The sequence below is a fragment of the Shewanella sp. VB17 genome (assembly GCF_013248905.1).
In the GTDB taxonomy this organism is placed as follows: Bacteria; Pseudomonadota; Gammaproteobacteria; order Enterobacterales; family Shewanellaceae; genus Shewanella.
Map to the genome: position 1 here is coordinate 2,300,427 of NZ_JABRVS010000001.1, position 24,220 is coordinate 2,324,646.

At 41.5% G+C, this 24,220-nt stretch carries 22 protein-coding genes; 19 read left to right on the plus strand and 3 right to left on the minus strand.

The window, feature by feature from the left end:
• Positions 1-34 precede the first annotated feature (34 nt).
• The 9 genes from msbA (at position 35) to HQQ94_RS09900 (ending at position 6,693) form a co-directional block, all read left to right on the plus strand.
• On the plus strand, positions 35-1,849 hold the full coding sequence (gene msbA / locus HQQ94_RS09860) for a lipid A export permease/ATP-binding protein MsbA (protein ID WP_173294263.1): 1,815 nt from the start codon (positions 35-37) through the stop codon (positions 1,847-1,849).
• A 3-nt stretch (positions 1,850-1,852) separates the two neighbouring features.
• On the plus strand, positions 1,853-2,866 hold the full coding sequence (gene lpxK, locus HQQ94_RS09865; protein WP_173294264.1) for a tetraacyldisaccharide 4'-kinase: 1,014 nt from the start codon (positions 1,853-1,855) through the stop codon (positions 2,864-2,866).
• Position 2,867: 1 nt separating this feature from the next.
• Positions 2,868-3,044 carry a Trm112 family protein gene (locus HQQ94_RS09870; protein WP_173294265.1) on the plus strand — a complete coding sequence of 59 codons (177 nt, stop codon included), beginning with the start codon at positions 2,868-2,870 and terminating at the stop codon, positions 3,042-3,044.
• Positions 3,045-3,239: 195 nt separating this feature from the next.
• Positions 3,240-3,962, plus strand: coding sequence for a lipopolysaccharide kinase InaA family protein (locus tag HQQ94_RS09875; protein WP_173294266.1), 723 nt, complete (start codon positions 3,240-3,242; stop codon positions 3,960-3,962).
• 86 nt (positions 3,963-4,048) lie between these two features.
• On the plus strand, positions 4,049-4,219 hold the full coding sequence (locus HQQ94_RS09880; protein ID WP_173294267.1) for a hypothetical protein: 171 nt from the start codon (positions 4,049-4,051) through the stop codon (positions 4,217-4,219).
• Positions 4,220-4,237: 18 nt separating this feature from the next.
• Positions 4,238-4,528 carry a J domain-containing protein gene (locus HQQ94_RS09885; protein ID WP_173294268.1) on the plus strand — a complete coding sequence of 97 codons (291 nt, stop codon included), beginning with the start codon at positions 4,238-4,240 and terminating at the stop codon, positions 4,526-4,528.
• Positions 4,529-4,541: 13 nt separating this feature from the next.
• On the plus strand, positions 4,542-5,033 hold the full coding sequence (locus HQQ94_RS09890) for a hypothetical protein (protein WP_173294269.1): 492 nt from the start codon (positions 4,542-4,544) through the stop codon (positions 5,031-5,033).
• Entirely contained in the window at positions 5,033-5,788 is a 756-nt protein-coding gene (locus tag HQQ94_RS09895; protein ID WP_375335695.1) for a hypothetical protein, read from the plus strand. Before HQQ94_RS09890 ends, HQQ94_RS09895 begins: the two co-directional genes overlap by 1 nt.
• A gap of 11 nt (positions 5,789-5,799) precedes the next feature.
• Entirely contained in the window at positions 5,800-6,693 is an 894-nt protein-coding gene (locus HQQ94_RS09900) for a hypothetical protein (RefSeq protein WP_173294270.1), read from the plus strand.
• An 86-nt stretch (positions 6,694-6,779) separates the two neighbouring features.
• Here HQQ94_RS09900 and HQQ94_RS09905 read toward each other — a convergent pair whose 3' ends face one another.
• Positions 6,780-8,072 (minus strand): citrate synthase, encoded by a 1,293-nt coding sequence (locus HQQ94_RS09905; protein WP_173294271.1) that lies wholly within the window; start codon positions 8,070-8,072, stop codon positions 6,780-6,782.
• A 417-nt stretch (positions 8,073-8,489) separates the two neighbouring features.
• On the opposite strand from HQQ94_RS09905, the gene sdhC reads away from it, so the two are divergent.
• From sdhC to HQQ94_RS09955, 10 genes are all read left to right on the plus strand, one after another.
• Positions 8,490-8,885, plus strand: a complete 396-nt coding sequence (gene sdhC / locus HQQ94_RS09910; RefSeq protein WP_173296594.1) for a succinate dehydrogenase cytochrome b556 subunit — start codon at positions 8,490-8,492, stop codon at positions 8,883-8,885.
• Positions 8,879-9,226 carry a succinate dehydrogenase, hydrophobic membrane anchor protein gene (sdhD, locus tag HQQ94_RS09915; RefSeq protein ID WP_173294272.1) on the plus strand — a complete coding sequence of 116 codons (348 nt, stop codon included), beginning with the start codon at positions 8,879-8,881 and terminating at the stop codon, positions 9,224-9,226. The genes sdhC and sdhD overlap by 7 nt, the downstream gene beginning before the upstream one ends.
• The gene (gene sdhA, locus HQQ94_RS09920; RefSeq protein WP_173294273.1) at positions 9,227-10,993 is read left to right on the plus strand and encodes a succinate dehydrogenase flavoprotein subunit; all 1,767 of its coding nucleotides are present in this window, start codon (positions 9,227-9,229) and stop codon (positions 10,991-10,993) included.
• Between the two features lie 10 nt (positions 10,994-11,003).
• Positions 11,004-11,711 carry a succinate dehydrogenase iron-sulfur subunit gene (locus tag HQQ94_RS09925; RefSeq protein ID WP_173294274.1) on the plus strand — a complete coding sequence of 236 codons (708 nt, stop codon included), beginning with the start codon at positions 11,004-11,006 and terminating at the stop codon, positions 11,709-11,711.
• A gap of 219 nt (positions 11,712-11,930) precedes the next feature.
• Complete coding sequence (sucA, locus tag HQQ94_RS09930; protein WP_173294275.1) at positions 11,931-14,753, plus strand: 2-oxoglutarate dehydrogenase E1 component; 2,823 nt, start codon at positions 11,931-11,933, stop codon at positions 14,751-14,753.
• A 29-nt stretch (positions 14,754-14,782) separates the two neighbouring features.
• Positions 14,783-15,964, plus strand: coding sequence for a 2-oxoglutarate dehydrogenase complex dihydrolipoyllysine-residue succinyltransferase (odhB, locus tag HQQ94_RS09935; protein ID WP_173294276.1), 1,182 nt, complete (start codon positions 14,783-14,785; stop codon positions 15,962-15,964).
• 107 nt (positions 15,965-16,071) lie between these two features.
• Positions 16,072-17,238: an ADP-forming succinate--CoA ligase subunit beta gene (gene sucC, locus HQQ94_RS09940; protein ID WP_173294277.1), complete on the plus strand. Its 1,167-nt coding sequence runs from the start codon at positions 16,072-16,074 to the stop codon at positions 17,236-17,238.
• Positions 17,238-18,110: a succinate--CoA ligase subunit alpha gene (gene sucD, locus HQQ94_RS09945; protein ID WP_173294278.1), complete on the plus strand. Its 873-nt coding sequence runs from the start codon at positions 17,238-17,240 to the stop codon at positions 18,108-18,110. The genes sucC and sucD overlap by 1 nt, the downstream gene beginning before the upstream one ends.
• Before the next feature lie 601 nt (positions 18,111-18,711).
• Complete coding sequence (locus HQQ94_RS09950; protein ID WP_173294279.1) at positions 18,712-19,833, plus strand: TDT family transporter; 1,122 nt, start codon at positions 18,712-18,714, stop codon at positions 19,831-19,833.
• Between the two features lie 487 nt (positions 19,834-20,320).
• Positions 20,321-21,460 carry an OmpP1/FadL family transporter gene (locus tag HQQ94_RS09955; RefSeq protein ID WP_254304036.1) on the plus strand — a complete coding sequence of 380 codons (1,140 nt, stop codon included), beginning with the start codon at positions 20,321-20,323 and terminating at the stop codon, positions 21,458-21,460.
• 333 nt (positions 21,461-21,793) lie between these two features.
• Here the strand turns inward: HQQ94_RS09955 and HQQ94_RS09960 are convergent, their stop codons facing one another.
• Together HQQ94_RS09960 and fur are read right to left on the minus strand one after the other, a co-directional pair.
• The gene (locus tag HQQ94_RS09960; protein ID WP_173294280.1) at positions 21,794-23,428 is read right to left on the minus strand and encodes an FMN-binding glutamate synthase family protein; all 1,635 of its coding nucleotides are present in this window, start codon (positions 23,426-23,428) and stop codon (positions 21,794-21,796) included.
• A gap of 113 nt (positions 23,429-23,541) precedes the next feature.
• Positions 23,542-23,973, minus strand: a complete 432-nt coding sequence (fur, locus tag HQQ94_RS09965; protein ID WP_173294281.1) for a ferric iron uptake transcriptional regulator — start codon at positions 23,971-23,973, stop codon at positions 23,542-23,544.
• Positions 23,974-24,220 lie beyond the last annotated feature (247 nt).

Consider the following 24,220-nt stretch of genomic DNA (forward strand, 5'->3'; position numbering starts at 1 on the left):
AATGCATTTTTTGAATTAAGAATAGATCCGGTTCATGACAATATCTTCAAATCAAGAAGTGTGGACAGTGTTTACGCGTTTAATGCTGTATATTAAACCGCTTAAAGGTGTGTTTTTCTTAGCTGTTATCGGCTTAATACTTTATGGCTTGGTGGATATGACATTTATCGCCATGATTAAGCCATTTATCGATGGTGGTTTTGGGGGGCAAGCAAGTCAGCTCCCCTCTGCAGCTAATGGCATAGATTTAGGCACCAGTGCAGGTTTTAACGCGTCTAGTGATGTGCTTATGATGGCGCCTTTTGTTGTTATCATATTATTTACTTTTCGTGGATTAGCGAATTTTTTGTCTAGTTACTGTGTTTCATACATGAGCGCAAGACTCATCATGGATATGCGTCAACAAGTGTTCGAACACTATTTGACTTTACCTGTGAGTTATATGGACAGAGAAAACTCAGGCAGTTTGATCTCACGTGTTACCTATGACACTGAACAGATTGCACGTGCGACAGGAAGTGCATTGATCACCATGGTACGAGATAGTATTACCGTTGTTGGTATGTTGGTGGTGATGTTCTATTACTCGTGGAAATTATCTCTTTGTATTTTGATTATTGGCCCCATTATTGGTGTCATTATGACGGTCGTGAGTCGACGTTTTCGCAAAGTATCTAAACGTATTCAAACTGCGATGGGTGGGGTGACGGCAGCAACAGAGCAGATGATCACGGGTCATAAAAATGTGCTCTCTTTTGGTGGTCAAAAAGTAGAATCAGAGCGTTTTGCTCGTGTTAACGAACAGAACCGTTACCAGAACATGAAGTTAGCCATGGCTCAGTCTGTTAGTCAGCCTTTAGTGATGATCATAGGTTCGTTTGCTTTGGCGTTTGTTCTGTATGCTGCTAGTTTTGAGGGGCTACAATCTGAGCTGACATCGGGGACATTTGCTACTATTCTTGGTGCTATGCTAGCGATGTTGAATCCAATTAAAAGTTTAACCCGTGTTAATGCTGAATTTCAACGGGGTATTGCGGCTTGTACTACGGTATTTGAATTGCTTGATACAGAATCTGAAAGAGACAATGGTCGCTATACCCTCGATAGAGCAAAGGGAGATTTAAGCTTTAATCATGTGAATTTCAGTTACCCGCAGCAAGAGGGACTCGCCTTAGATAATATCGATTTTTCCGTTAAACGAGGCCAGACTATTGCGCTTGTTGGGCGTTCTGGCTCAGGTAAGTCTACCATTGCTAATTTAATCACACGCTTTTATACCGGTTTAAGCCAAGGTGATATAGAACTTGATGGCGTGAATATTAATGATTACAGCCTTGCGTGTTTGCGTGGTCAGGTGGCATTAGTCTCTCAACAGGTCACTCTGTTTAATGATTCAATAGCGAATAATATCGCTTATGCTTATTCAGGAGACGTGACGTCAGAACAGATAGTCGCAGCGGCGCGTTTGGCCCATGCGCTTGAGTTCATTGAAAAGCTGCCTGATGGGATGGATACACAGATTGGTGAAAATGGCGTCATGTTATCTGGCGGTCAAAGACAGCGTATTGCCATAGCCAGAGCTATTTTACGTAATGCTCCCGTGCTCATTTTGGATGAAGCAACATCGGCATTAGATACTGAATCTGAAAAGGCCATTCAACAAGGACTGGATAATTTGCGACTCAATAGAACGTCGATCGTTATTGCACATCGTTTATCGACCATTGAGTCGGCTGATCAAATCTTGGTGATTGATCAAGGTCGGATTATCGAGCGTGGTGATCATGCGAGTTTACTGGAAAAAAATGGCATGTATTCTAGTCTTTATCAGATGCAATTTGGCAGTTAATTGATGCAGGATTTTGTCAACAAACTTTGGTATCCAAAAGCGGACACTCATCTTGGATTTAAAGTAGTAAAGTGGCTGCTGAGCCCATTGAGTTTATTATTTTGGTTGATCACTTATATTCGAAGTGTACTGTTTACGTGCGGGTTAAAGAAAGTGGTTTCTTTGCCTGTACCTGTGATTATCGTTGGTAACATTACGGTGGGGGGAAGCGGTAAGACGCCGACAGTCATCTATCTTATCGAATTGTTAAGACGGCAAGGATTTAAACCTGGTGTTGTCAGCCGAGGTTATGGGGTTAAGTTTGAGGGTGTGAAACGGGTCGAGCCTTTGATGGGAGCCGATCTGGTGGGAGATGAACCTGCCATGATAGTCGCCAGAACTCAAGTCCCCATGGTGATAGGCAGTGATCGTGTTAGCGCAGCTCAAGCCTTAATTCAAGCTTATGATGTTGATATTATTATCAGCGACGATGGCTTACAACATTATAGGCTTGCTCGCGATATCGAATTACTTATTCTGGATGGAGAGCGCCGTTTTGGCAATGAATTATTACTGCCAGCGGGACCGCTTAGAGAATCAACAGATAGACAACAGCATGTTGATTTTATTATCGTCAATGGTGAAGCTCATGACGGTGAGTTTCCGATGATACTGGAACCGACGCGATTTGTGCCTGTATCCGCGTCATCTCAGCAGGTTTTTGATCCATATAAGCCTGCTGTCGCGATTGCTGGGATCGCTAACCCTGAACGTTTTTTTACCACTTTACGTGATGCTAATGTGCCGTTGATAAAAACCAAAGCATTTGAAGATCATCAAATATTTAGTTTGAAAGCATTAATGGAAGTCACTAAAATGGCGCCTTTATTGATGACTGAAAAAGATGCCGTAAAATGTCGCGACTTTGCCAAAGAAAATTGGTGGTATTTAGCCGTTGATGCCAAGTTAACAGACAATTTTGATCAACTTTTGATGAATAAAATTCATCAAGTGATGGCCGTTAAACAAGGAAATTGAGATGTCGTTTGATAAAAAACTATTAGAGATTGTTGCTTGCCCAGTGTGTAAAGGTAAATTATTTTATGATAAAGCTAACCAACAATTGATTTGTAAAGGTGAGCGTTTAGCGTACCCAATCAATGAAGGGATCCCGGTTTTATTGGAAAACAAAGCGGTGAGCTGGCAAGAAGCTTAACGTTTACCCTTGACGATTAAAGCGCTTTTTTGAGCGCTTTTTTTTGTTTTTCCGATTGTATATTCTAATCGTGTTTTCTTATTATTGCTGCTGTGGATGTTTGTTTAGGTGGTAGGCATAACATTGAACATTTCGGTTTGCTTTACGTCGGTCAAATACGGATAATCACCCCTCATTTTTTTGGGAGTAAATTGCGTGCCTAATCAAGCCTTCAGATGTTTCGTTGATAACGTATTGAATGACAATATAGGGAAAAGGGTGGTGCGATTTGAATATTCGGGGCAGGTTTATTGGTTAAAACAGGCTGAAAAACTAACCGGTGCGATGCGTTTTTTAAAACCCAACTCCAAAAAATCGATTCAAATTGAGATTGATACGTTAAAAAAATTAGCACTCAAGGGGGCGCCAGTTCCCACATTAATGTACTGTGGTGATCATTTTTTGGTGATTGCTGACGTTGGTAAGACCTTAAATGAATGGATGGCTAATGCGAATATTGAGTCAAATACGCAGCAGCAGATATTGGTAGACAGTGGTGTTGCCTTAGCCAAACTTCATACTTTAGGCCTGGCTCATGGACGACCCGCACTTCGGGATATTAGTTGGCAAGATGGACAGGTGAGTTTTATTGATTTTGAAGCGAGTCAAAACAATAAGAGTATTATCTATCAACAAAGACGCGATATTCTTGTTTATATTCATAGTCTATACCGTTATTTAGGTCCTAAGCATGAGTCTATAAAGCCTGTGATTATGGCGTATCGTCATGCTGGAGGTGATAACATTTGGCAAGAGGCTAAAAAGTGGATAACACCTTGGCAATGTCTCTATTTTGTTTTGTATTGTTTAAAAGACGTGGGTGGTAAAGATCTTCGTCCTATTTATTGGTTGTTATGGCATTTTAGACAAACAAAGTAATGGCATCATTTTTAGTTGGGCGTGATGGTGTTTATTGTTATGGTCAATATTAAGCTAACTTATGACAGTGTCGTAAAGGTTGGCGCGTGTCGCGGATTGTATGTTGTACTCTGGCCTTTCTACCGTTAAACTTTGCTTTTAAAAAATCATTGATCGGATCAGAGTCAATGGGATCTGGGACGATGCGAATTTTAGTGGGTAAATGGCAATACAGTGTCAGCCTACTTAACCCTTTCGATTTTGAAATGAAAGAATAACTGCTCGCAGGTAATAACATGATTAACCACTTTAGTGTGCTTGGCGTTAAGCCGAGCGCAAACGAAGACGATATAAAAAAAGCTTACAAACGCTTATCGAATAAGTACCACCCTGATAAATTACTCGGCGTGTCTGAAGATGATAAAGTCGAGGCCGAAGTTCGACTACAGAGAGTAAAAAAAGCTTATGAAGTGCTTTCAAATCCTAAGCTTAAAAGTGCATTTGTGAGAGATTTCAATAATGTTATTGTGACCGACCCCGCTGCCGCAATGCGCGAGCTATGGGACCAATTTTATTCTATAAGTTAATTTCTGAGTACTCATGACAACATCACTAAATCTCGCACGCATTGATGAGTTAAAAGAAAATGCATATAGCAATATCGAATCTTATAATGATCCCGATACCCCAAATGCGCTGGAACAATTTACCAGTCAAATCAAAACGATTTTGTTGGCCGATCCTAAGTTACTCAATTCTGTCCCTGAGTACTTACCCATTGCTCTGTATGATAAAGTTAAATTTCCACCTGCAGCAAAACTCAAATGGTCTGGCTGGATAGAGCAAGGGATCTTACCCCCGTGGAATGATTTTAAAACGACCGTGGCCTTTAATAATGCTGATTTACCGCTGGTGTTAGCGGTTCGGGAATATTGTGAAACCTTACTCATAGAGAGCTGTGCAGTTTTATACTTATTGGAAAATGAGAATAAAGTGCCGTCAGGAAATAAAGAAAAGGATCAAGATGATAATGATGACTACGTTGAAGATAATGATGATGGTTATTACGATCAGTATGATGAGGAGCACTGATGAATAACTTAGTTGAAATTGCTGCAGCCGAAATAAAACAATTGGCAGATATAGAGCCTAAGCAAGCGAGTAAAAAGTTTGAATTGATGGCTAACACCATGACTGATGAGGTGTTGGTTGAAGTGATTGAGCAGATGGATATCGTGACCTTAACTCAAATCAACAGTCATCATGATATCTCCTGTCCGTCCATTATGTCGGAACTGATGAGTCCTGAGCAGATCAGAGACATTGTTTGCCAACAGCCTCTTTATTGGGAAGAGAAAATTAAGAGTAATGCAGATGAATTGATCCAGCATACTTTTGACTTTCTGACATACCTTATTCGTATTCAAGACTGTGAAGCTAAACAGACGGCTATTTTGGAGTGTATTGCTGAAGATCCTGCAGGTTTATTTTATCTGTCGATCCCTTTTATTGAATTTATATTAGGGCCATCAACAAGCACTGAATATCACATCAATGATAGCTACGATGATGAAGATGATGGTGAAACGATTGGTTTTAGTGATAGAAACACAGAAGAGGAAGCTCATGGTCTTAGTATGGATGATCCTCGTAGTTTGTTAGCCTTGATTAGTCAACTTGCCCCTGATGTCGAGAAATCGATTAAAAACCTACTACGTAGCGAAAATTCAAGTTGGATAAATATTATTAACAAATTTGTCAGTGAATTAGTACTTCAAGCAAAAGAAAAGAATGAAGTGACTGATGAGTACGCTGAAGTTGATGATATGTTTAGTTTTCTTGATTAAGGAACTCACTAATGCAAGTCGTGTTAAGAGATAGTGACCAAGGGCCTTTTTTAAGTAGAGTATTAGCCTACGGCCAAACAGAAGCGTTATTAGATGACACACAATTGGCGAATATTAAAGCGAAAGCAGTGTTGATGAGTCTTAAATTGGCTGATAAGTTTTATAATAAATACAAGATGCATTTATTAGAACATGCCGCTTTTGATGTTATTGGCGTGGCAAGTTTAGGTCTGATGGCGTTAAGTGATCGAGATAAGTATCAAGGACTCAATTTACTTTTAACGTCAGATGGGATAGTTAAATCCTTTCAGAAAGGCTGGAGTATGCTGAGTACGGTCAGTAAGTATAAGCTGAGCAATAAGTCAGTGTATGGTGATATTGATAAAGTCTTACTCGATAAAGTGTCTAGTCCAAGCGATAGCGATGAATGGATAGGTTGGCAAGCTTATCAAGAAGCATTATTAGATTTTAACCGTCAGGAATCAGTGGTGTGCTTGCTAAAGCAATGTTATGCCCAAGTTAGCTACGATCCTTTAGATTGTTTGAGTCTGGAAAGTGTGTTTGCTGAAGTGGTACTGTATCGACTATTTTTGGGCTCAGTTAACGTAAGACAAGATCTCAAGCAACGGATCGCACATATCGAATTTCAAGATATTTGGTTCTCAGCTGAACACATAGAACAACTCATAGAAAAAACGTTGTCTGAGCTGCCTTTGGCCCTTGCAGAGACAATAAAAGTGGACTTAGGTAAGCATTTTACAGCGGGTTTGCTGCGCACGTTAACGTTTGCTAAAAGTTATCGTGAGTTACTGTTAAAAAATGTCAGTCCAGAGCGGTTAGAGCGATTGGAATACAAAGAAGGTCTAACAGGTTTGTTGGGGTGGCCTGTTTATATTGTGATGTAAAATCATTAGGGTTAATTAGAGTGAAAAAAAAGCGCGAATATCAAGCTGAATATTCGCGCTTTTTATTGACCTAATTTAAATTATTATCAAGAATTACGTTTGTTTTTTGGAATAAAGCTACGTTCAGTATCGCCAGTATACAATTGTCGAGGACGACTGATTTTATGGCCGGGTTGATCTAACATCTCTTTCCAGTGAGCAATCCAACCGACGGTACGCGCAAGGGCAAATAGTACGGTGAACATGCTGGTTGGAATACCAATAGCTTTCATAATAATTCCCGAATAGAAGTCAACGTTCGGGTAAAGTTTCTTAGAGACAAAGTATTCATCTTCTAATGCAATACGTTCAAGTTCCATGGCCACATCAAGCAGAGGGTCATTCACTTTGAGCTCACTCAGTACTTCATGACATGTTTCACGCATGACTTTAGCACGTGGGTCAAAGTTTTTGTAAACACGATGTCCAAAGCCCATTAGACGGAAAGGATCGTCTTTATCCTTTGCACGTGCAATGAATTCTGGAATGCGATCAACAGTGCCAATTTCTTCGAGCATATTTAGACAGGCTTCATTGGCCCCGCCATGTGCAGGTCCCCACAGTGATGCGATCCCCGCAGCGATACATGCAAATGGGTTTGCACCAGAAGAACCCGCTAGACGTACTGTAGAAGTTGATGCGTTTTGCTCATGATCTGCATGTAAAATGAAGATACGGTCCATAGCGCGTTCTACAATCGGGTTCACTCGATACTCTTCGCACGGCACAGCAAACATCATACTAAGGAAGTTACCTGCGTAGCTAAGATCATTACGTGGGTATACAAATGGCTGACCAATTGAATACTTATAACACATGGCGGCAATAGTGGGCATTTTAGACACGAGTCGGTATGCTGCAATTTCACGATGACGACTATCATTGACATCTAAAGAATCTTGATAAAATGCAGATAAAGCACCCGTCACGCCACATAGCATTGCCATCGGGTGAGCATCACGACGGAAGCCTCTAAAGAAAGATGCCAACTGTTCATTCACCATTGTGTGGTTTTTTACAGTAAGAACAAATTCTTTATATTGGCTTTTAGATGGAAGCTCTCCGTACAAAAGTAGATAACATAGATCTAAATAATCAGAGTCTACCGCTAATTCGCTTATCGGATAACCACGGTGGAGCAGTATGCCCAAATCGCCATCAATATAGGTGATCGCTGATTCACAGGAGGCTGTAGCGAGAAATCCTGGGTCGAATGTAAAGTGCGCTTTACTGCCTAACTTACTGATGTCAATGACATCGAATCCTGCAGTTCCTTTTTTGATCGGCAAATCGATCGATTCATTCCCTGGTAGTTGTAACTTGGCTATTTTGTCAGCCATACCCTTCTCCTTACTTCATTCATATGTGAGTGCGGCTTATCAATCGCAATACTCTACAGTGAATCTAGATCACATTTCAATTTAAATAAGTGTTTAAATTTGTTAGACCGCGGTCTTATTTTAATCAACAGCATAGCATAACTGGGACTTGGCAGTTTTTTTTACCAAAAAAACTTAATATGCATAATGTGACGTTTGTATTTGACATTTGCCCCGCGTATACTTGCTTCGGCTCCGATGAGCTACTAACATTACCAGTTAGTTAACACTTGTTTACATGCGTTTACATCAGTAAATAGTGTTTTTTATTTGGTTAATTGTTTGTTTACACTTTTCTTTTACGATAATTAAAATTGTGATTTAGATCACGGTCTATAATTTGAGTAAAAGCGGTTCGTATAACAAAAATATAGCTCAATAGAGCAGAGTGAGCAGAACGTGAAAAAGCAAAGACCTGTCCATTTAGATCTGCAGACCATTCGCTTCCCTGCAACAGCGATTGCGTCCATTCTTCACCGTGTATCCGGTGTCATCATGCTATTTGCTGTTGGTATTCTTATTTGGTTGTTAAATCAATCTTTAGCATCACCTGAGAGTTTCGCAGCGACACAATCTCTTTTTGATAATTTGTTGGTTAAATTTGTCATTTGGGGAATTCTTACCGCTCTTGGTTATCATCTCATTGTTGGTTTACGCCATTTAGTGATGGATACTGGGCGCTGGGAAGAGTTAGCTTCTGGCATTGTTTCAGCAAAAATTGCGTTTGCTTTGTCAGCCGCGTTTTCTATCATTGTGGGGATTTGGGTATGGTAACTAACGCAGCAAGTCTTGGTCGCAGTGGTGTCCATGACTTTATTCTGATACGCGCCAGTGCAATCGTTTTGGCTATCTATACCATTTTCTTGGTTGGATTTGTTGCATGTAGCGCTCCACTTACCTACGACGTATGGCATGGCTTATTTAGTGCATTGCCGATGAAGGTATTTACATTGTTAGCGCTTGTTGCTTTGCTTATCCATGCATGGATTGGTGTTTGGCAAGTACTGACAGACTATGTAAAACCGATCGCTTTACGTGGTGTACTTCAGTTCGTTGTTGTCGTGGTAGCCTTTTCTTATATGGCTGCAGGCATTTTGATAGTGTGGGGTGTTTAAGTGAGTATTCCAGTTCGCGAATTTGATGCGATTGTGATCGGTGCCGGTGGCGCAGGTATGCGAGCCGCATTACAAATCTCTAAAGAAGGTAAAAGCTGTGCGCTTTTATCTAAAGTATTTCCTACACGTTCTCATACCGTATCTGCGCAAGGGGGCATTACCGTTGCGCTAGGTAATGCCCATGAAGATCATTGGGAACAACACATGTACGACACGGTTAAAGGTTCCGATTTTATCGGAGATCAAGAAGCCATCGAGTTTATGTGTAAAACCGGTCCTGAATCGGTTATCGAATTAGAGCAAATGGGACTGCCATTTTCTCGTTTCGAGAACGGCACTATCTATCAACGCCCGTTTGGTGGCCAATCAAGAAATTTTGGTGGCGAACAAGCAGCACGTACAGCAGCCGCTGCGGATCGAACCGGTCATGCGCTTTTACATTGCCTTTATCAGCAAAATGTAAAGCATAAAACAGAAGTGTTTTCTGAGTGGTATGCACTGGATTTAGTGAAAAATGCAGACGACGTGATTGTCGGTTGTACTGCCATTGATATTGAAAGTGGTGAGATTGTTTATTTCAAAGCTAAAGCGACAGTGTTAGCGACCGGTGGTGCTGGGCGTATTTTTGCTTCAACCACTAACGCACATATTAATACCGGTGACGGTGTTGGTATGGCGATGCGTGCTGGTGTTCAGATGCAAGATATGGAAATGTGGCAGTTTCATCCTACTGGGATTGCTGGCGCGGGTGTTCTCGTGACGGAAGGATGCCGTGGTGAAGGTGGATATTTGCTGAACAAAGACGGTGAACGCTTCATGGAGCGTTATGCACCTAATGCCAAAGATTTAGCATCTCGTGATGTCGTTGCGCGTTCGATGATGACTGAGATTCGTGAAGGTCGTGGATTAGATGGTCCACTTGGCCCGCATTGTCTGCTTAAGCTTGATCATTTAGGTAAAGAAACATTAGAAGCTCGTTTACCTGGTGTTTGCGAATTATCACGTACATTTGCTCACATTGATCCTGCTGATGGTCCTATCCCTGTGTTACCTACTTGTCACTATATGATGGGAGGGCTGCCCGCGAAAGTGAGTGGTCAGGTCATTCGAAAGCATACCGATGGTACGGAAACTGATGTTATTGGTCTTTTTGCTGTGGGTGAAATTGCGTGTGTATCAGTACATGGTGCTAACCGTTTAGGCGGCAACTCACTGCTCGATTTAGTGGTATTTGGTCGTGCAGCCGGGCAACACTTAGGTAAAGCATTGGATGAAACCGCTACCCCAATTGACGCCACTGAGGCAGATATAGCGGCATCACTTGAACGTTTGAACCGTTGGGAAAGCAATAAAGACGGTGAAGATCCGGTACAAATACGTAAAGACTTGCAGCTTTGTATGCAACTTAATTTCTCTGTATTTCGAAGTGGTGATGCAATGGCTGAAGGTTTGAAAGAACTTAAAGCAATACGCGCACGTTTAGCTAATGCTAAGTTATCTGATAATTCAAGCGAGTTCAATACGCAGCGTATTGAGTGCCTAGAGTTGGATAACTTGATGGCCACAGCGATTGCAACAGCTTATGCTGCAAATTACCGCACAGAAAGTCGTGGTGCACATTCACGTGAAGATTATCTTGAACGCGATGATGAGAACTGGCTGTGCCATAGTTTGTTTAACCCAGATACAGAAGAGATGGATCGACGGCCTGTGAACATGGAGCCTAAGCTTCGTGCTGCATTCCCACCGATCAAGCGTACTTACTAAGGAATTTGAGATGAATTTGAATATTGCAGTTTATCGCTATAATCCTGATGTAGACGCTAAGCCTTACATGAAGGATTACACATTAGAAGTAGCAGAAGGTACCGACATGATGGTCCTTGATGCGCTGATATTGTTAAAAGAGCAAGACCCAACATTAGCGTTTCGTCGCTCATGCCGTGAAGGTGTTTGTGGCAGTGATGGCGTTAATATGAACGGTAAAAATGGGTTGGCTTGTATTACGCCAGTTTCTACCTTTCAAGGTAAAAAAATACAGATCAGACCGCTGCCAGGTATGCCAGTGGTACGTGATGTTATTGTGGACTTAAGTCAGTTCTACAAGCAATATGAAAAAATCAAGCCTTACTTGATTAACGATGAAAAAACGCCTGCGCGTGAACATCTGCAATCGCCTGAGGAACGTGAACATTTAGATGGATTGTACGAATGCATTATGTGTGCGTGCTGTTCGACTGCTTGCCCATCTTTTTGGTGGAATCCTGATAAATTTATTGGTCCAAGTGGACTACTACATGCTTATCGTTTTCTCATTGATAGTCGCGATACTGCAACTGAAGAGCGTTTATCTGAACTCGATGATGCTTACAGTGTATTTCGCTGTCATGGGATTATGAACTGTGTGGATGTGTGTCCTAAAGGACTCAATCCAACAAAAGCAATTGGGCATATTAAGTCCATGTTGTTAAAAAGAGCAGTGTAAATGCAATATCAAGAGCTTAAATCAATAATAACATAGCTCGAATAGAGTCACTTTTCTTTTTTTGAGAAGTGACTCTTTTGTATAATGAAACTACAATTTGTCGTGAAGTCTAGATAATTTAGATTTTGGATGACAACGATTGTGCATTTCTTGTTTTATCATAAAGAATGCATACTTAAGACTTGGCTAAGTTCGTGTATAAGTTTGAAAGGAATAGAAATGCACCAAGGCATCATGAAAGCCTGGCTCGAATCATCACACTTAAGTGGTGCAAACTCGACCTATGTAGAAGAGATGTATGAAGCCTATCAAGAAGACCCTCAGTCTGTTGCTTCAGACTGGCAAGCGGTGTTTGATAACCTCCCTTATGCGAACGGCACATCGAAAGATGTACCGGAAGCTGCTCATTCAAAAGTACGTGATTATTTTCGTAGTTTAGCATTAGAAGGAAGTCATAAGGGCGTCGCCCGCGTAACCGATCCTGAAGTCGATGCTAAGCAAGTTAAAGTCCTGCAGATGATTAATGCTCATCGATTCCGTGGCCACCAGAATGCAAATTTAGACCCTCTGGCGCTTTGGAAACGTGAGCCAGTCTCTGAGTTGGACCCTGCCTTCCATGGATTAACTCGCGAAGATATGCAGCGTGAATTCAATACCGGTTCCTTTGCTCATCGTGGTGACACTATGAAGCTTGGTGATCTTGTTAACGCCTTGAAAGCCACTTACTGTGGTTCAATTGGCTCTGAATACATGCATATCACTGATACCGATGAGAAACGCTGGATACAGCAAAGGTTAGAGCCTTCTTTAGGTAGCGCTAATTACGATAAATCGGTTAAAAAACGTATCCTCGAAGGCTTAAATGCCGCAGAAGGTATGGAAAAATATCTCGGTGCCAAATTTCCTGGCGCAAAACGTTTCTCATTGGAAGGTGGCGATGCGTTAGTGCCTATGATGCGAGAGATCTTGTATCGTGCAGGCGAAGCGGGCACTAGAGAAGTGGTTGTGGGCATGGCTCACCGTGGTCGCCTGAATCTGCTGGTGAATATCTTAGGTAAAAAGCCTTCAGAACTGTTTGATGAATTTGCCGGAAAGCACAGCGATGACGTCAATGGTTCTGGTGACGTTAAATACCACCAAGGTTTTTCTTCTGACTTCCAGACACCTGGTGGTAATATTCACCTAGCATTGGCTTTTAATCCTTCTCATCTTGAGATTGTTAATCCTGTGGTGATGGGCTCAGTACGTGCACGTCTTGATCGTCGGGGTTGTGATTCTGGCTTGTTAGTTTTGCCTATTACCATACATGGTGATTCAGCCATCACAGGCCAAGGTATTGTGCAAGAGACATTTAACATGTCTCAGACTCGCGGTTTCACAGTGGGTGGTAGCATCCGAATCGTGATTAATAATCAAGTTGGTTTCACTACTTCTGCAACTGAAGATGTACGTTCAACTGAATATTGTACCGATATTGCTAAGATGGTGCAGGCACCCATTTTTCATGTGAATGCGGATGATCCTGAAGCCGTTGCGTTTGTTTCTCAATTAGCGGTTGATTATCGCAATGAGTTTAAACGAGATGTGGTGATAGATCTTGTTTGTTATCGTCGTCACGGTCATAACGAAGCCGATGAGCCAAGTGCAACTCAGCCTTTGATGTATGCCAAGATAAAAAAACATCCCACACCACGTAAAATTTATGCAGATCGATTGATTGCAGAAAAGACCTTCGCTGCTGATGATGTGACTTCGATGGTTAATCATTATCGAGATGCGCTTGATCATGGCGATTGTGTCGTGTCTGAATGGCGTCCAATGACGTTACATTCGGGCGATTGGTCTCCTTACATCAACAAAGAGTGGGATGAAGATTACCCCGCTCAAATGTCGATGGAGCGTATCAAGAATTTAGCTGAAAAAATCAGTCATGTGCCTGCAAGCCACAAACTTCAATCGCGTGTGGCTAAAATTTACAAAGATCGTGCTTTAATGGCCAGTGGTGAGAAGTTGCTTGATTGGGGGTTTGCAGAAACCTTAGCTTACGCCTCTATTGTTGAAGATAAGAAACGTATCCGTATAACAGGTCAAGATTCTGGTCGTGGTACTTTCTTTCATCGACACGCTGTATTGCATAATCAAAACGATGCTACAGCCTATTTGCCACTGCGTAACATTGCTGATGAGCAAGGTCCTATTGACATTACAGATTCTGTTTTGTCAGAAGCCTCTGTACTTGCATTTGAATATGGTTATGCGACGGCAGAACCAAGTGGATTAACCCTTTGGGAAGCACAGTTTGGTGATTTTGCTAACTGTGCTCAAGTTGTTATTGACCAATTTTTATCATCGGGTGAGCAGAAGTGGGGACGCCTATGTGGTTTGACTCTTCTATTACCTCATGGTTATGAAGGTCAAGGACCTGAACACTCGAGTGCACGACTTGAGCGTTTCCTACAACTGTGTGCCAACCACAATATGCAGGTTTGTGTGCCGTCAACACCGGCGCAGGTTTACCATATGTTACGACGACAGGTTGTAAGACCGATGCGTCGGCCATTGGTCGTGATGTCTCCTAAATCTTTATTGCGTCATCCATTAGCGGTATCTTCGATGGAGGAACTTGCTCAGGGAACATTCCAAAATGTTATTCCTGAAATTGATGGTCTAGACAGCAGTAAAGTTGACCGAGTCGTATTCTGTAGCGGTAAGGTGTACTTTGAGTTGTTAGAAAAACGTCGCAAGGAAAATGTGACCAATGTAGCCTTGATTCGTTTGGAACAATTATACCCGTTCCCACACGAAGATATGGATACAATATTATCTGAATATCAACATGTTAAAGATTTTGTTTGGTGTCAGGAAGAGCCTCAAAACCAAGGTGCTTGGTATTGCAGTCAGCACCATTTCTGGACGTCGGTTCCAGCAGGTGCAAAGTTAATCTACGCGGGACGAGAAGCATCTGCTGCACCCGCGTGTGGTTATCCTGCACTGCACGCCAAAGAGCAAGAATCTTTGATTAAAAGCGCATTAAAACTGTAGTAATAGACAAATTAAAAGGATAGCTCCTCATGAGTATCGAAATTAAGGTACCCGTACTACCAGAATCTGTTGCTGATGCAACTATTGCTACTTGGCATGTTCAGCCTGGAGAACACGTTTCACGAGATCAAAATCTTGTTGATATTGAAACTGATAAGGTTGTGCTTGAAGTCGTTGCACCTGAAGATGGTTCAATTGCTGAGTTTCTAGCACATGAAGGTGATACCGTTCTCGGTGAAGCCGTGATTGCTAGATTTACCGCAGGTGCTGTAGCGGGTCAAGAAGTGACTAACACTGAATCGAATACTGCAGAAGTTGCAGATGATTCTACTGATGCATTAAGTCCGTCTGTTCGCCGCCTATTAGGCGAACATGGTATTGAAGCAAACAAGGTTAAAGGTACAGGCACTGGCGGACGTATTACTAAAGAAGACGTCGAAGCTTTTGTTAAAAATAAGTCAGCAACGCCTGCTGCAGTAAGTGCCCCCGTTGTTGTTGTGCCACAGGGTGAGCGCAGTCAGAAACGTGTGCCAATGTCACGTCTGCGTAAAACGATCGCTAATCGTTTGCTTGAAGCTAAAAATTCGACAGCCATGTTGACGACGTTTAACGAAGTCAACATGAAACCGATTATGGATATCCGTAAGCAGTATCAAGAAGTGTTCGAGAAGCGCCATGGTATTCGTTTAGGTTTCATGTCTTTTTACATTAAGGCCGTTACCGAAGCACTGAAACGTTTCCCTGAAGTGAACGCATCGATTGATGGTGATGATATTGTTTATCACAATTATTTTGATATCAGTATTGCAGTCTCGACTCCACGTGGCTTGGTTACACCAGTGCTTCGTAACACCGATACCATGAGCCTTGCCGATATTGAACGTAATGTTCGTGAGCTTGCGCTTAAAGGCCGTGATGGTAAATTGACTGTTGAAGATATGACAGGAGGTAACTTCACCGTGACCAATGGCGGTGTGTTTGGCTCACTCATGTCGACGCCTATTCTTAATTTACCGCAGAGTGCGATCTTAGGCATGCATGCCATTAAGGATCGCCCTATGGCCGTGAATGGGCAAGTTGAAATTTTGCCTATGATGTACCTAGCATTATCTTACGATCACCGTATTGTCGATGGTCGTGAGTCAGTTGGCTACTTGGTTGCCATTAAGGACTTCCTCGAAGATCCAACTCGTCTACTGCTTGATTTATAGTTAGCAGTGACAACTGACCAGTCGTCTCACATGGAGCGATTGGTGTACCCTCGTGACTGGCCATTAAGGCCAGTTGGATTTGATAAGAAGTATACGGATAGATCATCATGAATTTGCATGAGTATCAGGCGAAATCTTTATTTGCCGAATATGGTTTACCAGTGTCAGAAGGCTTTGCATGTGATACTGCTCAAGAAGCAGTTGAAGCAGCAGGTCATATTGGCGGTGATATGTGGGTTGTTAAGTGTCAAGTACACGCAGGCGGCCGTGGTAAAGCAGGTGGCGTAAAAGTTACTGGCGATAAAAACGAAATTAGAGCATTTGCTGAACATTGGTTAGGTAAAAATCTTGTCACTTATCAAACTGATGAGAAAGGTCAGCCAGTCGCTAAAATTTTAGTAGAAAGCTGTACTGACATAGCTAACGAATTGTACCTCGGTGCCGTTGTTGACCGTGCTTCACGTCGCGTTGTATTTATGGCGTCTACTGAAGGTGGTGTTGAGATTGAGACTGTGGCTGAAGAAACGCCAGAGCTTATCCACAAAGCTATTATCGATCCACTAGCGGGTCCTCAACCTTACCAAGCTCGTGATCTTGGCTTTAAACTGGGCCTTAACCCGACTCAGCTGAAGCAATTTACAAAAGTCTTTATGGGCTTAGCGAAAATGTTTGAAGATCATGATTTCGCACTACTTGAAATCAACCCGCTTGTGATCACGACAGAGGGCAATATTCACTGTTTAGATGGTAAGATTGGCATCGATGGTAATGCACTTTACCGTCAACCAAAAATTCGTGAAATGCACGATCCATCACAAGATGATGCTCGTGAAGCTCATGCTGCTAAGTTTGAACTTAACTATGTTGCACTTGATGGAAATGTAGGTTGCATGGTTAACGGTGCAGGCCTTGCTATGGGAACGATGGATATTGTCAATCTACACGGTGGCAAGCCAGCTAACTTCCTAGATGTTGGGGGCGGAGCGACCAAAGAACGTGTTGCTGAAGCATTTAAAATCATTTTATCTGATGACAATGTTAAAGCGGTTCTGGTTAACATCTTCGGTGGCATCGTTCGTTGTGACATGATTGCTGAAGGTATCATCGGTGCAGTTAAAGAGGTCGGTGTAACCGTACCTGTTGTTGTTCGTCTTGAAGGAACTAATGCTGATCTTGGTCGTGAAGTGTTAGCGAATTCAGGTCTTGATATTATCGCAGCTACAAGTCTAACTGACGCAGCTGAGCAAGTTGTTAAAGCTGCGGGAGGCAAATAATGTCTGTCTTAATCAATAAAGAGACTAAAGTGATCTGTCAGGGTTTTACTGGCGGACAAGGTACTTTTCACTCTGAGCAAGCTATCGATTACGGTACGCTAATGGTCGGCGGTGTTTCACCAGGAAAAGGGGGGCAGGTTCACTTAGGCCTGCCTGTGTTTAATACTGTTAAGGATGCGGTAGCTCAAACGGGTGCAACAGCATCAGTTATCTATGTGCCGGCTCCTTTTTGTAAAGATGCAATCTTTGAAGCGATTGACGGTGGCATTGAGCTCATCGTTTGTATCACTGAAGGGATCCCAACATTAGATATGCTTCAAGTTAAAGTTAAGCTTGAAGAAACTGGTGTTCGTATGATTGGTCCTAACTGCCCAGGTGTTATTACACCTGGTGAGTGTAAGATTGGTATCATGCCAGGACACATTCATTTACCTGGAAAAGTCGGTATTGTTTCTCGCTCTGGTACGTTGACGTACGAAGCGGTTAAGCAAACGACTGATGAAGGTTTTGGTCAGTCTACTTGTGTTGGTATTGGTGGTGACCCAATTCCTGGTACTAACTTCATCGATGTTTTGGAAATGTTCCAAAACGATCCACAAACAGAAGCCATTGTCATGATTGGTGAAATTGGTGGTACAGCTGAAGAAGAAGCGGCTGATTACATCAAAGCTAACGTGACTAAGCCTGTTGTTTCATACATTGCTGGTGTTACTGCACCTGAAGGTAAGCGTATGGGACATGCCGGTGCTATCATTGCTGGTGGTAAAGGTACTGCTGAAGATAAGTTTGCTGCGCTTGAAGCAGCAGGCGTGACAACTGTGCGTTCACTTGCTGATATCGGTAAGGCATTGCGTACACGCACTGGTTGGTAATGTCATACTAGACCTGGTTTAAAAAAGGCGCCTATGGCGCCTTTTTATTTTTCGCTGACAACGCATTATATATTCTGCCCTGTTTTTTCATTCGTTAGTTCAATGTTCAGTCTATTGATAGTTGTGTTTATTTACTTGTTGATACAATGAATGAATTTTCCTCAGTAAGGATGACTTTATTCTATTCTCATAGACAACAGTAAAGTTCGCTGCAGCCATATTATTTACCCATTTACCCATTTACCCATTTACCCATTTACTCAGGTTGATTGTTTTTACATTAGGCGATGATGTGCCAGTCAATATCTGCTTAAACATTTCATATATTGACTCCATGAGTCGGGCTGATGGCATTTGCTGACGAAGTTATAGCGGAGAGAGAACTCATGCAGAGTCTCTCTTATTTTGAAGATAATTTATTGACGCTAACTCACGGGGTGAAATTTTTCAATCAGTGTAAAGCTATTACGCTAATATTTATTATGTGTTCTCTTCTTCTATTAATAGACATTCACGATATTCAACTATTGCTGTTTGAAGCTGGCTAATGAGTAGAAAAACACCTTCTAACATACCTCTAATACGTAAGAAAGGGATCTGTATGTCTACAAATGCTCAAATTGAATTCAGTAAGGAAATAGGACCTAATTGGTTTGCTTCTGTGATGGGGACAGGGATCATTGCTAATGCTGCGGTAGGTTTGCCTTGGTTTGGTGAGCATTTAAGCAGCCTAGGTTTGGCTATATGGTTACTTGCATCAATAATGTTATTTTTTATGCTACTGATAAAAATAGTTCAGACGGTTATGAATCCTCATATTATCAAGAGGCAATTTAATGATCCGGTTATGGCGCAGTTTTTTGGAGCGCCACCAATGGCAATACTGACTGTGGCTGGAGGAACTGTCTTATTCGGACCACAAATTATGCCTAGTGATGTAGCGATAATAATAGCATGGATACTTTGGATTTTAGGTACTGTTGGCGGATTAATTGCTGCTGTTATCATTCCTTATCGTCTTTTTACTCATCATAAAATCCGACATGACGCTGCTTTTGGTGGCTGGCTTATGCCTGTTGTTCCTCCGATGGTTTCAGCAGCGATGGGGGCAATGTTAATCCCTTATGCACAAAATATTGTTTTACAACAAACCCTTCTATATTTCTGTTATGCCATGTTTGGGATAAGTTTGATCAGTTCACTCATTATCATTACCATGATTTGGAGTCGCTTGGTTCATTCAGGGACATCTGGTGGTGCTCGAGCTCCTACTCTTTGGATTGTTTTAGGGCCTCTGGGACAATCAATTACTGCGGCGGGAGCCCTTGGAACTGTCGCGCTACTCGTTGTCGATGAACCCATGTCTACAAGCATAAATAATATGGCTATTATTTATGGTGTTCCTATCTGGGGCTTTGCTTTTTTCTGGTCGATATTAGCGGGTTTATTAACGATACGAGCACTGCGTAGAAAAATGCCTTTTTCATTGACTTGGTGGGCATTAACGTTCCCTGTAGGCACTTGTGTTACTGGAACCACACAATTGGCATTACATACTGGGTTATGGGTGTTTGAATGTGCTGCGGTTATTTTATTTGCTGGCTTAATCTGTACTTGGCTTATTGCTGCTATTGGTACAATTAACGGAGTGAAAAATCGAAGCATCATTCATAACCCAACGACACCTATACATATCGTTTCTAATAAAGACTACCTTGAATAGACATTATTCTAATGAGATCGACTAGCTGAAGTTTGGAATATTAGCTTTGAGACCAAGCATGGTCAATTCTAGCCTATAGCAGATTATAACAACAGGTGCATCTTTACCTAATACTTTCATATTTGTTATAACCGCTATAACTTTATTGTGAGTGACGTTAATGGTTATACTTAAGATTAAAAGGATGACTGGCGATTGTGAATTTAGTGAGCTTGATAACATGTTTATCAACACAACATTATTTAGCAATTTTTTTGTCAGTTAAGGTATGTCTCTATTCGTCATTTATGTAGACACTTCAATTTTATGTATGTTGAATATATGTATAATTAGTCTAGATTTACCTATGTGAGCTGTGTAATTTCAAACAGTTATAGTGCTTATAAAATAAAGCATACTCGAGCAATAATATGGTTCACTCTTTCAACGATGGTAATGGATATATCTCCAGATCCTTTGGTTAATCATTTGATATTTGGATTATATAATGAGAAATAACACGACTTATTTAGTCATTCCTTTTACACTTTTAAGCTGCATGGTACCAAGTACGGTTTTAGCAGGTGGTTTAGGTCTATCACAAATAGGTACAGCAGAGAGTGTAGGAACAGCTGGCGCTGCTAATGTCACCAATAGTAAAGATTCATCAGCAGTGGTGACTAACCCCGCTGGTTTGTCAGCGATAAAAGAGAGCAGTGCTGTCATTGGCATTCAATATTTAGATGTAAAGTCTGATTTTGAACGTGGCTCATCTGAGACAGGAACAACGGGGAGTGCAGGGCAGTTCATGCCCCATTTATCCTATGCCAAACGTATAAATGATGACTGGGTCGCGGGTATTGCTGTGCATTCACCTGGTGGCTTAGGCATGGCTTATGACAATGGTGTTGCAGGAGGCCCAGCTAAAATAATTAATGAAAATAATATTGCTATTATCAATATTACCACCTCAGCTTCTTATCAGGTGAATGAGAGATTATCACTAGGTGGCTCTTTAATTGCACAGTATGCAGACTTAAAAGTTGATTTGTTTCAGGGGACGGAGCAAGCTAATACCATAGAAGGTGATAATTGGGCTCCCTCATTTGCACTGGGTGCACTTTATCAGTTATCGGATAAGACCACATTTGGATTAACCTATAATTATGGGGGTAAACATGAGCTTGATTTAGCGACGCGTTTACCTGAGCCGCAAACTATTGACGTTAATTGGCCACAAAGTATGGAACTTGGGATTGAACAACAACTCACAGATCAGCTTGCACTAATGGTAAGTGCCAATTGGCAGCAGTGGAGCAGGTACAATGACAAGTATTCAGATACATGGGGTGGTGGTATTGCGTTAAGTTACCAATTAAGTGATTGGACCTTACAATCAGGTTTTAGTTTTGATACTAGCCCACTGAATTCGGCTGAGAGAGATGTCATATTGCCACTGGATCAACAATGGCGATTTGGTTTCGGTGCAATGAAAACTCTGGACACAGGTTCAGTGCTTGGTATTGCTTACCAGTATCAATCTCTGGGAGATGGTGAAATCGATGGAAATACATTGAACCCGATCCAGCCTCAGGGGTATTACAGTGAAAATCGGATACATTTCATCACGGTTTCTTTAAGTTTTTAGGCGATAATGATTTAAGTATAAGGGTGATATTATCACCTTCTTTTTATCCTCTAAGCAGAAGGGATCGCCTTTTTCAGGGCAACAATTTACTGATACCAAATGCATTAAGTCATTGTTCATTCCGCGTGAATCCAAAGCCCTGAAATCAAGGGCTGTAATTGCTCCATCAATACAGACATTCGCCACATCCATGTGGCTAGCGGATGATTGAAGTTAATCGTTATTCTATATCTAAATTATTCAACATGGCATGCAGGGCTTTGAACCCTTTTTAATTTATTGGACTCAGAATACAGGATTGCCGTTATAATCCATTTTTTGTTTGAATTATGCTCAGCGATTAAACTCAGCGGGTTTAAGGAAGTACAAGTCTTCTACGTAAAATTGATCTGCATTGCATGATGCCCACCAAGCTGACCAAGCATCATCACATTTGTTTTCAAGTAAAGCACCATTAGCCAGAGGTGTAATTAAACTGCCCCAAGATATCAATAAACCATAAGGCGAGCGGCGTTTTATCATTTGTGGAGTAAGTTTAGCAGGATCTGATAACCCCATACTGCCAACGAGTTCAAAAAAACTCTTTAAGGTATTATTGTGAAAGTTCTTAACTCTTAAGCTCTTATCATGGACGTTTAATGCGTTTGAACGAGCAGGATCTTGTGTTGCAATGCCTGTCGGACAATGATTCGTATTACAATGACGTGATTGAATACAGCCCAGTGCCATCATCATGGTCCGCGCTGCGTTAACGGTATCAGCGCCTAAGGCTATTTTAGACAGCAGATCGAAACTCGATGCTGTTTTTCCTGATGCTATGATGCGTATTTTGTCCCTTAAACCGACACCGACCAATGCGTTGTGGGTAAAATACACGCCTTCGAGGCATACCATGCCTAAGCGGTTAGTGAATTCTACAGGCGCTGCGCCAGTGCCACCTTCTGCGCCATCGACGGTAATAAAGTCGGGAGTGATCCCTGTGATTAACATTGCTTTACAGATGGCTAAAAATTCAGCTGGGTTACCGATACAAAGCTTAAAACCAACCGGTTTTCCACCACTAAGATCCCTTAATTTTTTGACAAAATTAAGTAAGGCTATCGGAGTCGTACATTCTGGATTCACCGCTGGGGAAATACAATCCTTATCCATTGATATTTGCCTGATAGCGGCTATTTCTTTGGTTATCTTTGCTTTAGGGAGTACACCGCCATGTCCAGGTTTAGCACCTTGACTAAGCTTTATTTCGATCATTTTTATTTGCGGGCGAGTGGCCATATCTTGAAATGAGTCAGGATTAAAGTGACCGTTATTATCTCGGCAACCAAATAACCCTGAGCCTATTTGCCACACAATATCACCTCCATGTTTAAGATGGTAGGGACTGACTCCTCCTTCACCAGTATTATGAGAGCAGCCCGCTAATTTTGCTCCTAAGTTCATGGCTTCGATGGCATTGGCGCTTAATGAGCCGAAACTCATGGCTGAAATATTGAGGTAAGAGGCATCATAGGGTTGAGTACAGTCTGGTCCTCCAAAACGAATCAGTTCAACGCCATTAGCAATGGTTTGTGGGGAAAGAGAGTGCCATAGGCTTAAGTAGTTTTCTTCGACTAAATCCCGTTGAGTACCAAAAGCGATGGTATCACGAACATTTTTGGATCTTTGATAGACTAGGGAGCGTTGTTCCCGATTAAATGGTTTTTCTTCGGTATCGTTGGCAATAAAGTATTGCTGGATTTCTGTTCGGTAAGACTCTAGGAAATATCGTAAATAAGCGACAACGGGATATAGGCGGTTTAAGGTGTGTGGGCTGTACTTTAAATCGAAAAAACCGATAGCGGTGTAACTTAACGTTAATACCAACAAGAGACTTGAGAGCTCATTCATCTCAATGGTTAATATATATAGTGCTAATAGATTGCCTAAGGTGGCAATCAGCCAGTATACAGTTTGCATTATTGTCATGCTGCATCCTCAATCGTTGTTCGTTTAGTGTATGCCTATCAGCGTGTGACGGTATAAAAAAACCAGCAGTTAGCTGGTTTTATGTAAAACTATTTTGCTGGTAATTCCCAGGACTATACTTTGCCGTGATCACATTTATCGGTCGTCGAAACACCATAAAGATATAAACTATGGTTAGTGAGTTTGATATTGTGCTTCATTGCAATTTCATCTTGACGGGCTTCGATCATATCATCTGAGAATTCGATAACTTTTCCACAAGATAAGCAAACAAGATGATCATGGTGGTGTTGAGATGATAATTCAAAAACGGCTTTACCGCTTTCGAAATGGTGACGAGTCACAATACCTGCATCATCAAATTGATTTAACACTCGATAGACAGTGGCGAGACCTATCTCTTCACCTAAATCAAGTAATCTCTTATAGAGATCTTCAGCACTGATATGCTGATTTTCAGGCACTTGCATCAGTTCTAGGATCTTGACTCGTGGTAAGGTAATTTTCAAACCTGCTTTTTTTAGCGCTTGATTTCCATCTGTCATTACTAATCTCTTGATTGAGGAACCTAAGCAAATATGGGTTCAATTGTGTATATGAAAATTCATTATATGTGTACTAATGGAAAACATAAACCTTTCATCTTGGATTATAGTGCGATAAGCAATTTTTTTACAAAATATGGACATTAATAACGATATTTGGTGCGCTTTAAGCATACTTTTTGTATTGTTATTCAACTTTATACTTAACACGCTTAGCCGTTTTTTGGATTTATGGTTGGGTCTTTGT

Excerpts from the sequence above, each read along its gene's own strand:
- sdhD (WP_173294272.1), top strand. The coding sequence starts at position 8,879 with ATGGTAACTAACGCAGCAAGTCTTGGTCGCAGTGGTGTCCATGACTTT.
- odhB (WP_173294276.1), top strand. The coding sequence starts at position 14,783 with ATGAGTATCGAAATTAAGGTACCCGTACTACCAGAATCTGTTGCTGAT.
- sucC (WP_173294277.1), top strand. The coding sequence starts at position 16,072 with ATGAATTTGCATGAGTATCAGGCGAAATCTTTATTTGCCGAATATGGT.
- msbA (WP_173294263.1), top strand. The coding sequence starts at position 35 with ATGACAATATCTTCAAATCAAGAAGTGTGGACAGTGTTTACGCGTTTA.
- lpxK (WP_173294264.1), top strand. The coding sequence starts at position 1,853 with ATGCAGGATTTTGTCAACAAACTTTGGTATCCAAAAGCGGACACTCAT.
- HQQ94_RS09960 (WP_173294280.1), bottom strand. The coding sequence starts at position 23,428 with ATGACAATAATGCAAACTGTATACTGGCTGATTGCCACCTTAGGCAAT.
- HQQ94_RS09900 (WP_173294270.1), top strand. The coding sequence starts at position 5,800 with ATGCAAGTCGTGTTAAGAGATAGTGACCAAGGGCCTTTTTTAAGTAGA.
- HQQ94_RS09885 (WP_173294268.1), top strand. The coding sequence starts at position 4,238 with ATGATTAACCACTTTAGTGTGCTTGGCGTTAAGCCGAGCGCAAACGAA.
- sucA (WP_173294275.1), top strand. The coding sequence starts at position 11,931 with ATGCACCAAGGCATCATGAAAGCCTGGCTCGAATCATCACACTTAAGT.
- fur (WP_173294281.1), bottom strand. The coding sequence starts at position 23,973 with ATGACAGATGGAAATCAAGCGCTAAAAAAAGCAGGTTTGAAAATTACC.
- HQQ94_RS09905 (WP_173294271.1), bottom strand. The coding sequence starts at position 8,072 with ATGGCTGACAAAATAGCCAAGTTACAACTACCAGGGAATGAATCGATC.
- HQQ94_RS09870 (WP_173294265.1), top strand. The coding sequence starts at position 2,868 with ATGTCGTTTGATAAAAAACTATTAGAGATTGTTGCTTGCCCAGTGTGT.
- sucD (WP_173294278.1), top strand. The coding sequence starts at position 17,238 with ATGTCTGTCTTAATCAATAAAGAGACTAAAGTGATCTGTCAGGGTTTT.
- HQQ94_RS09925 (WP_173294274.1), top strand. The coding sequence starts at position 11,004 with ATGAATTTGAATATTGCAGTTTATCGCTATAATCCTGATGTAGACGCT.
- HQQ94_RS09890 (WP_173294269.1), top strand. The coding sequence starts at position 4,542 with ATGACAACATCACTAAATCTCGCACGCATTGATGAGTTAAAAGAAAAT.
- HQQ94_RS09955 (WP_254304036.1), top strand. The coding sequence starts at position 20,321 with ATGAGAAATAACACGACTTATTTAGTCATTCCTTTTACACTTTTAAGC.
- HQQ94_RS09895 (WP_375335695.1), top strand. The coding sequence starts at position 5,033 with ATGAATAACTTAGTTGAAATTGCTGCAGCCGAAATAAAACAATTGGCA.
- HQQ94_RS09950 (WP_173294279.1), top strand. The coding sequence starts at position 18,712 with ATGTCTACAAATGCTCAAATTGAATTCAGTAAGGAAATAGGACCTAAT.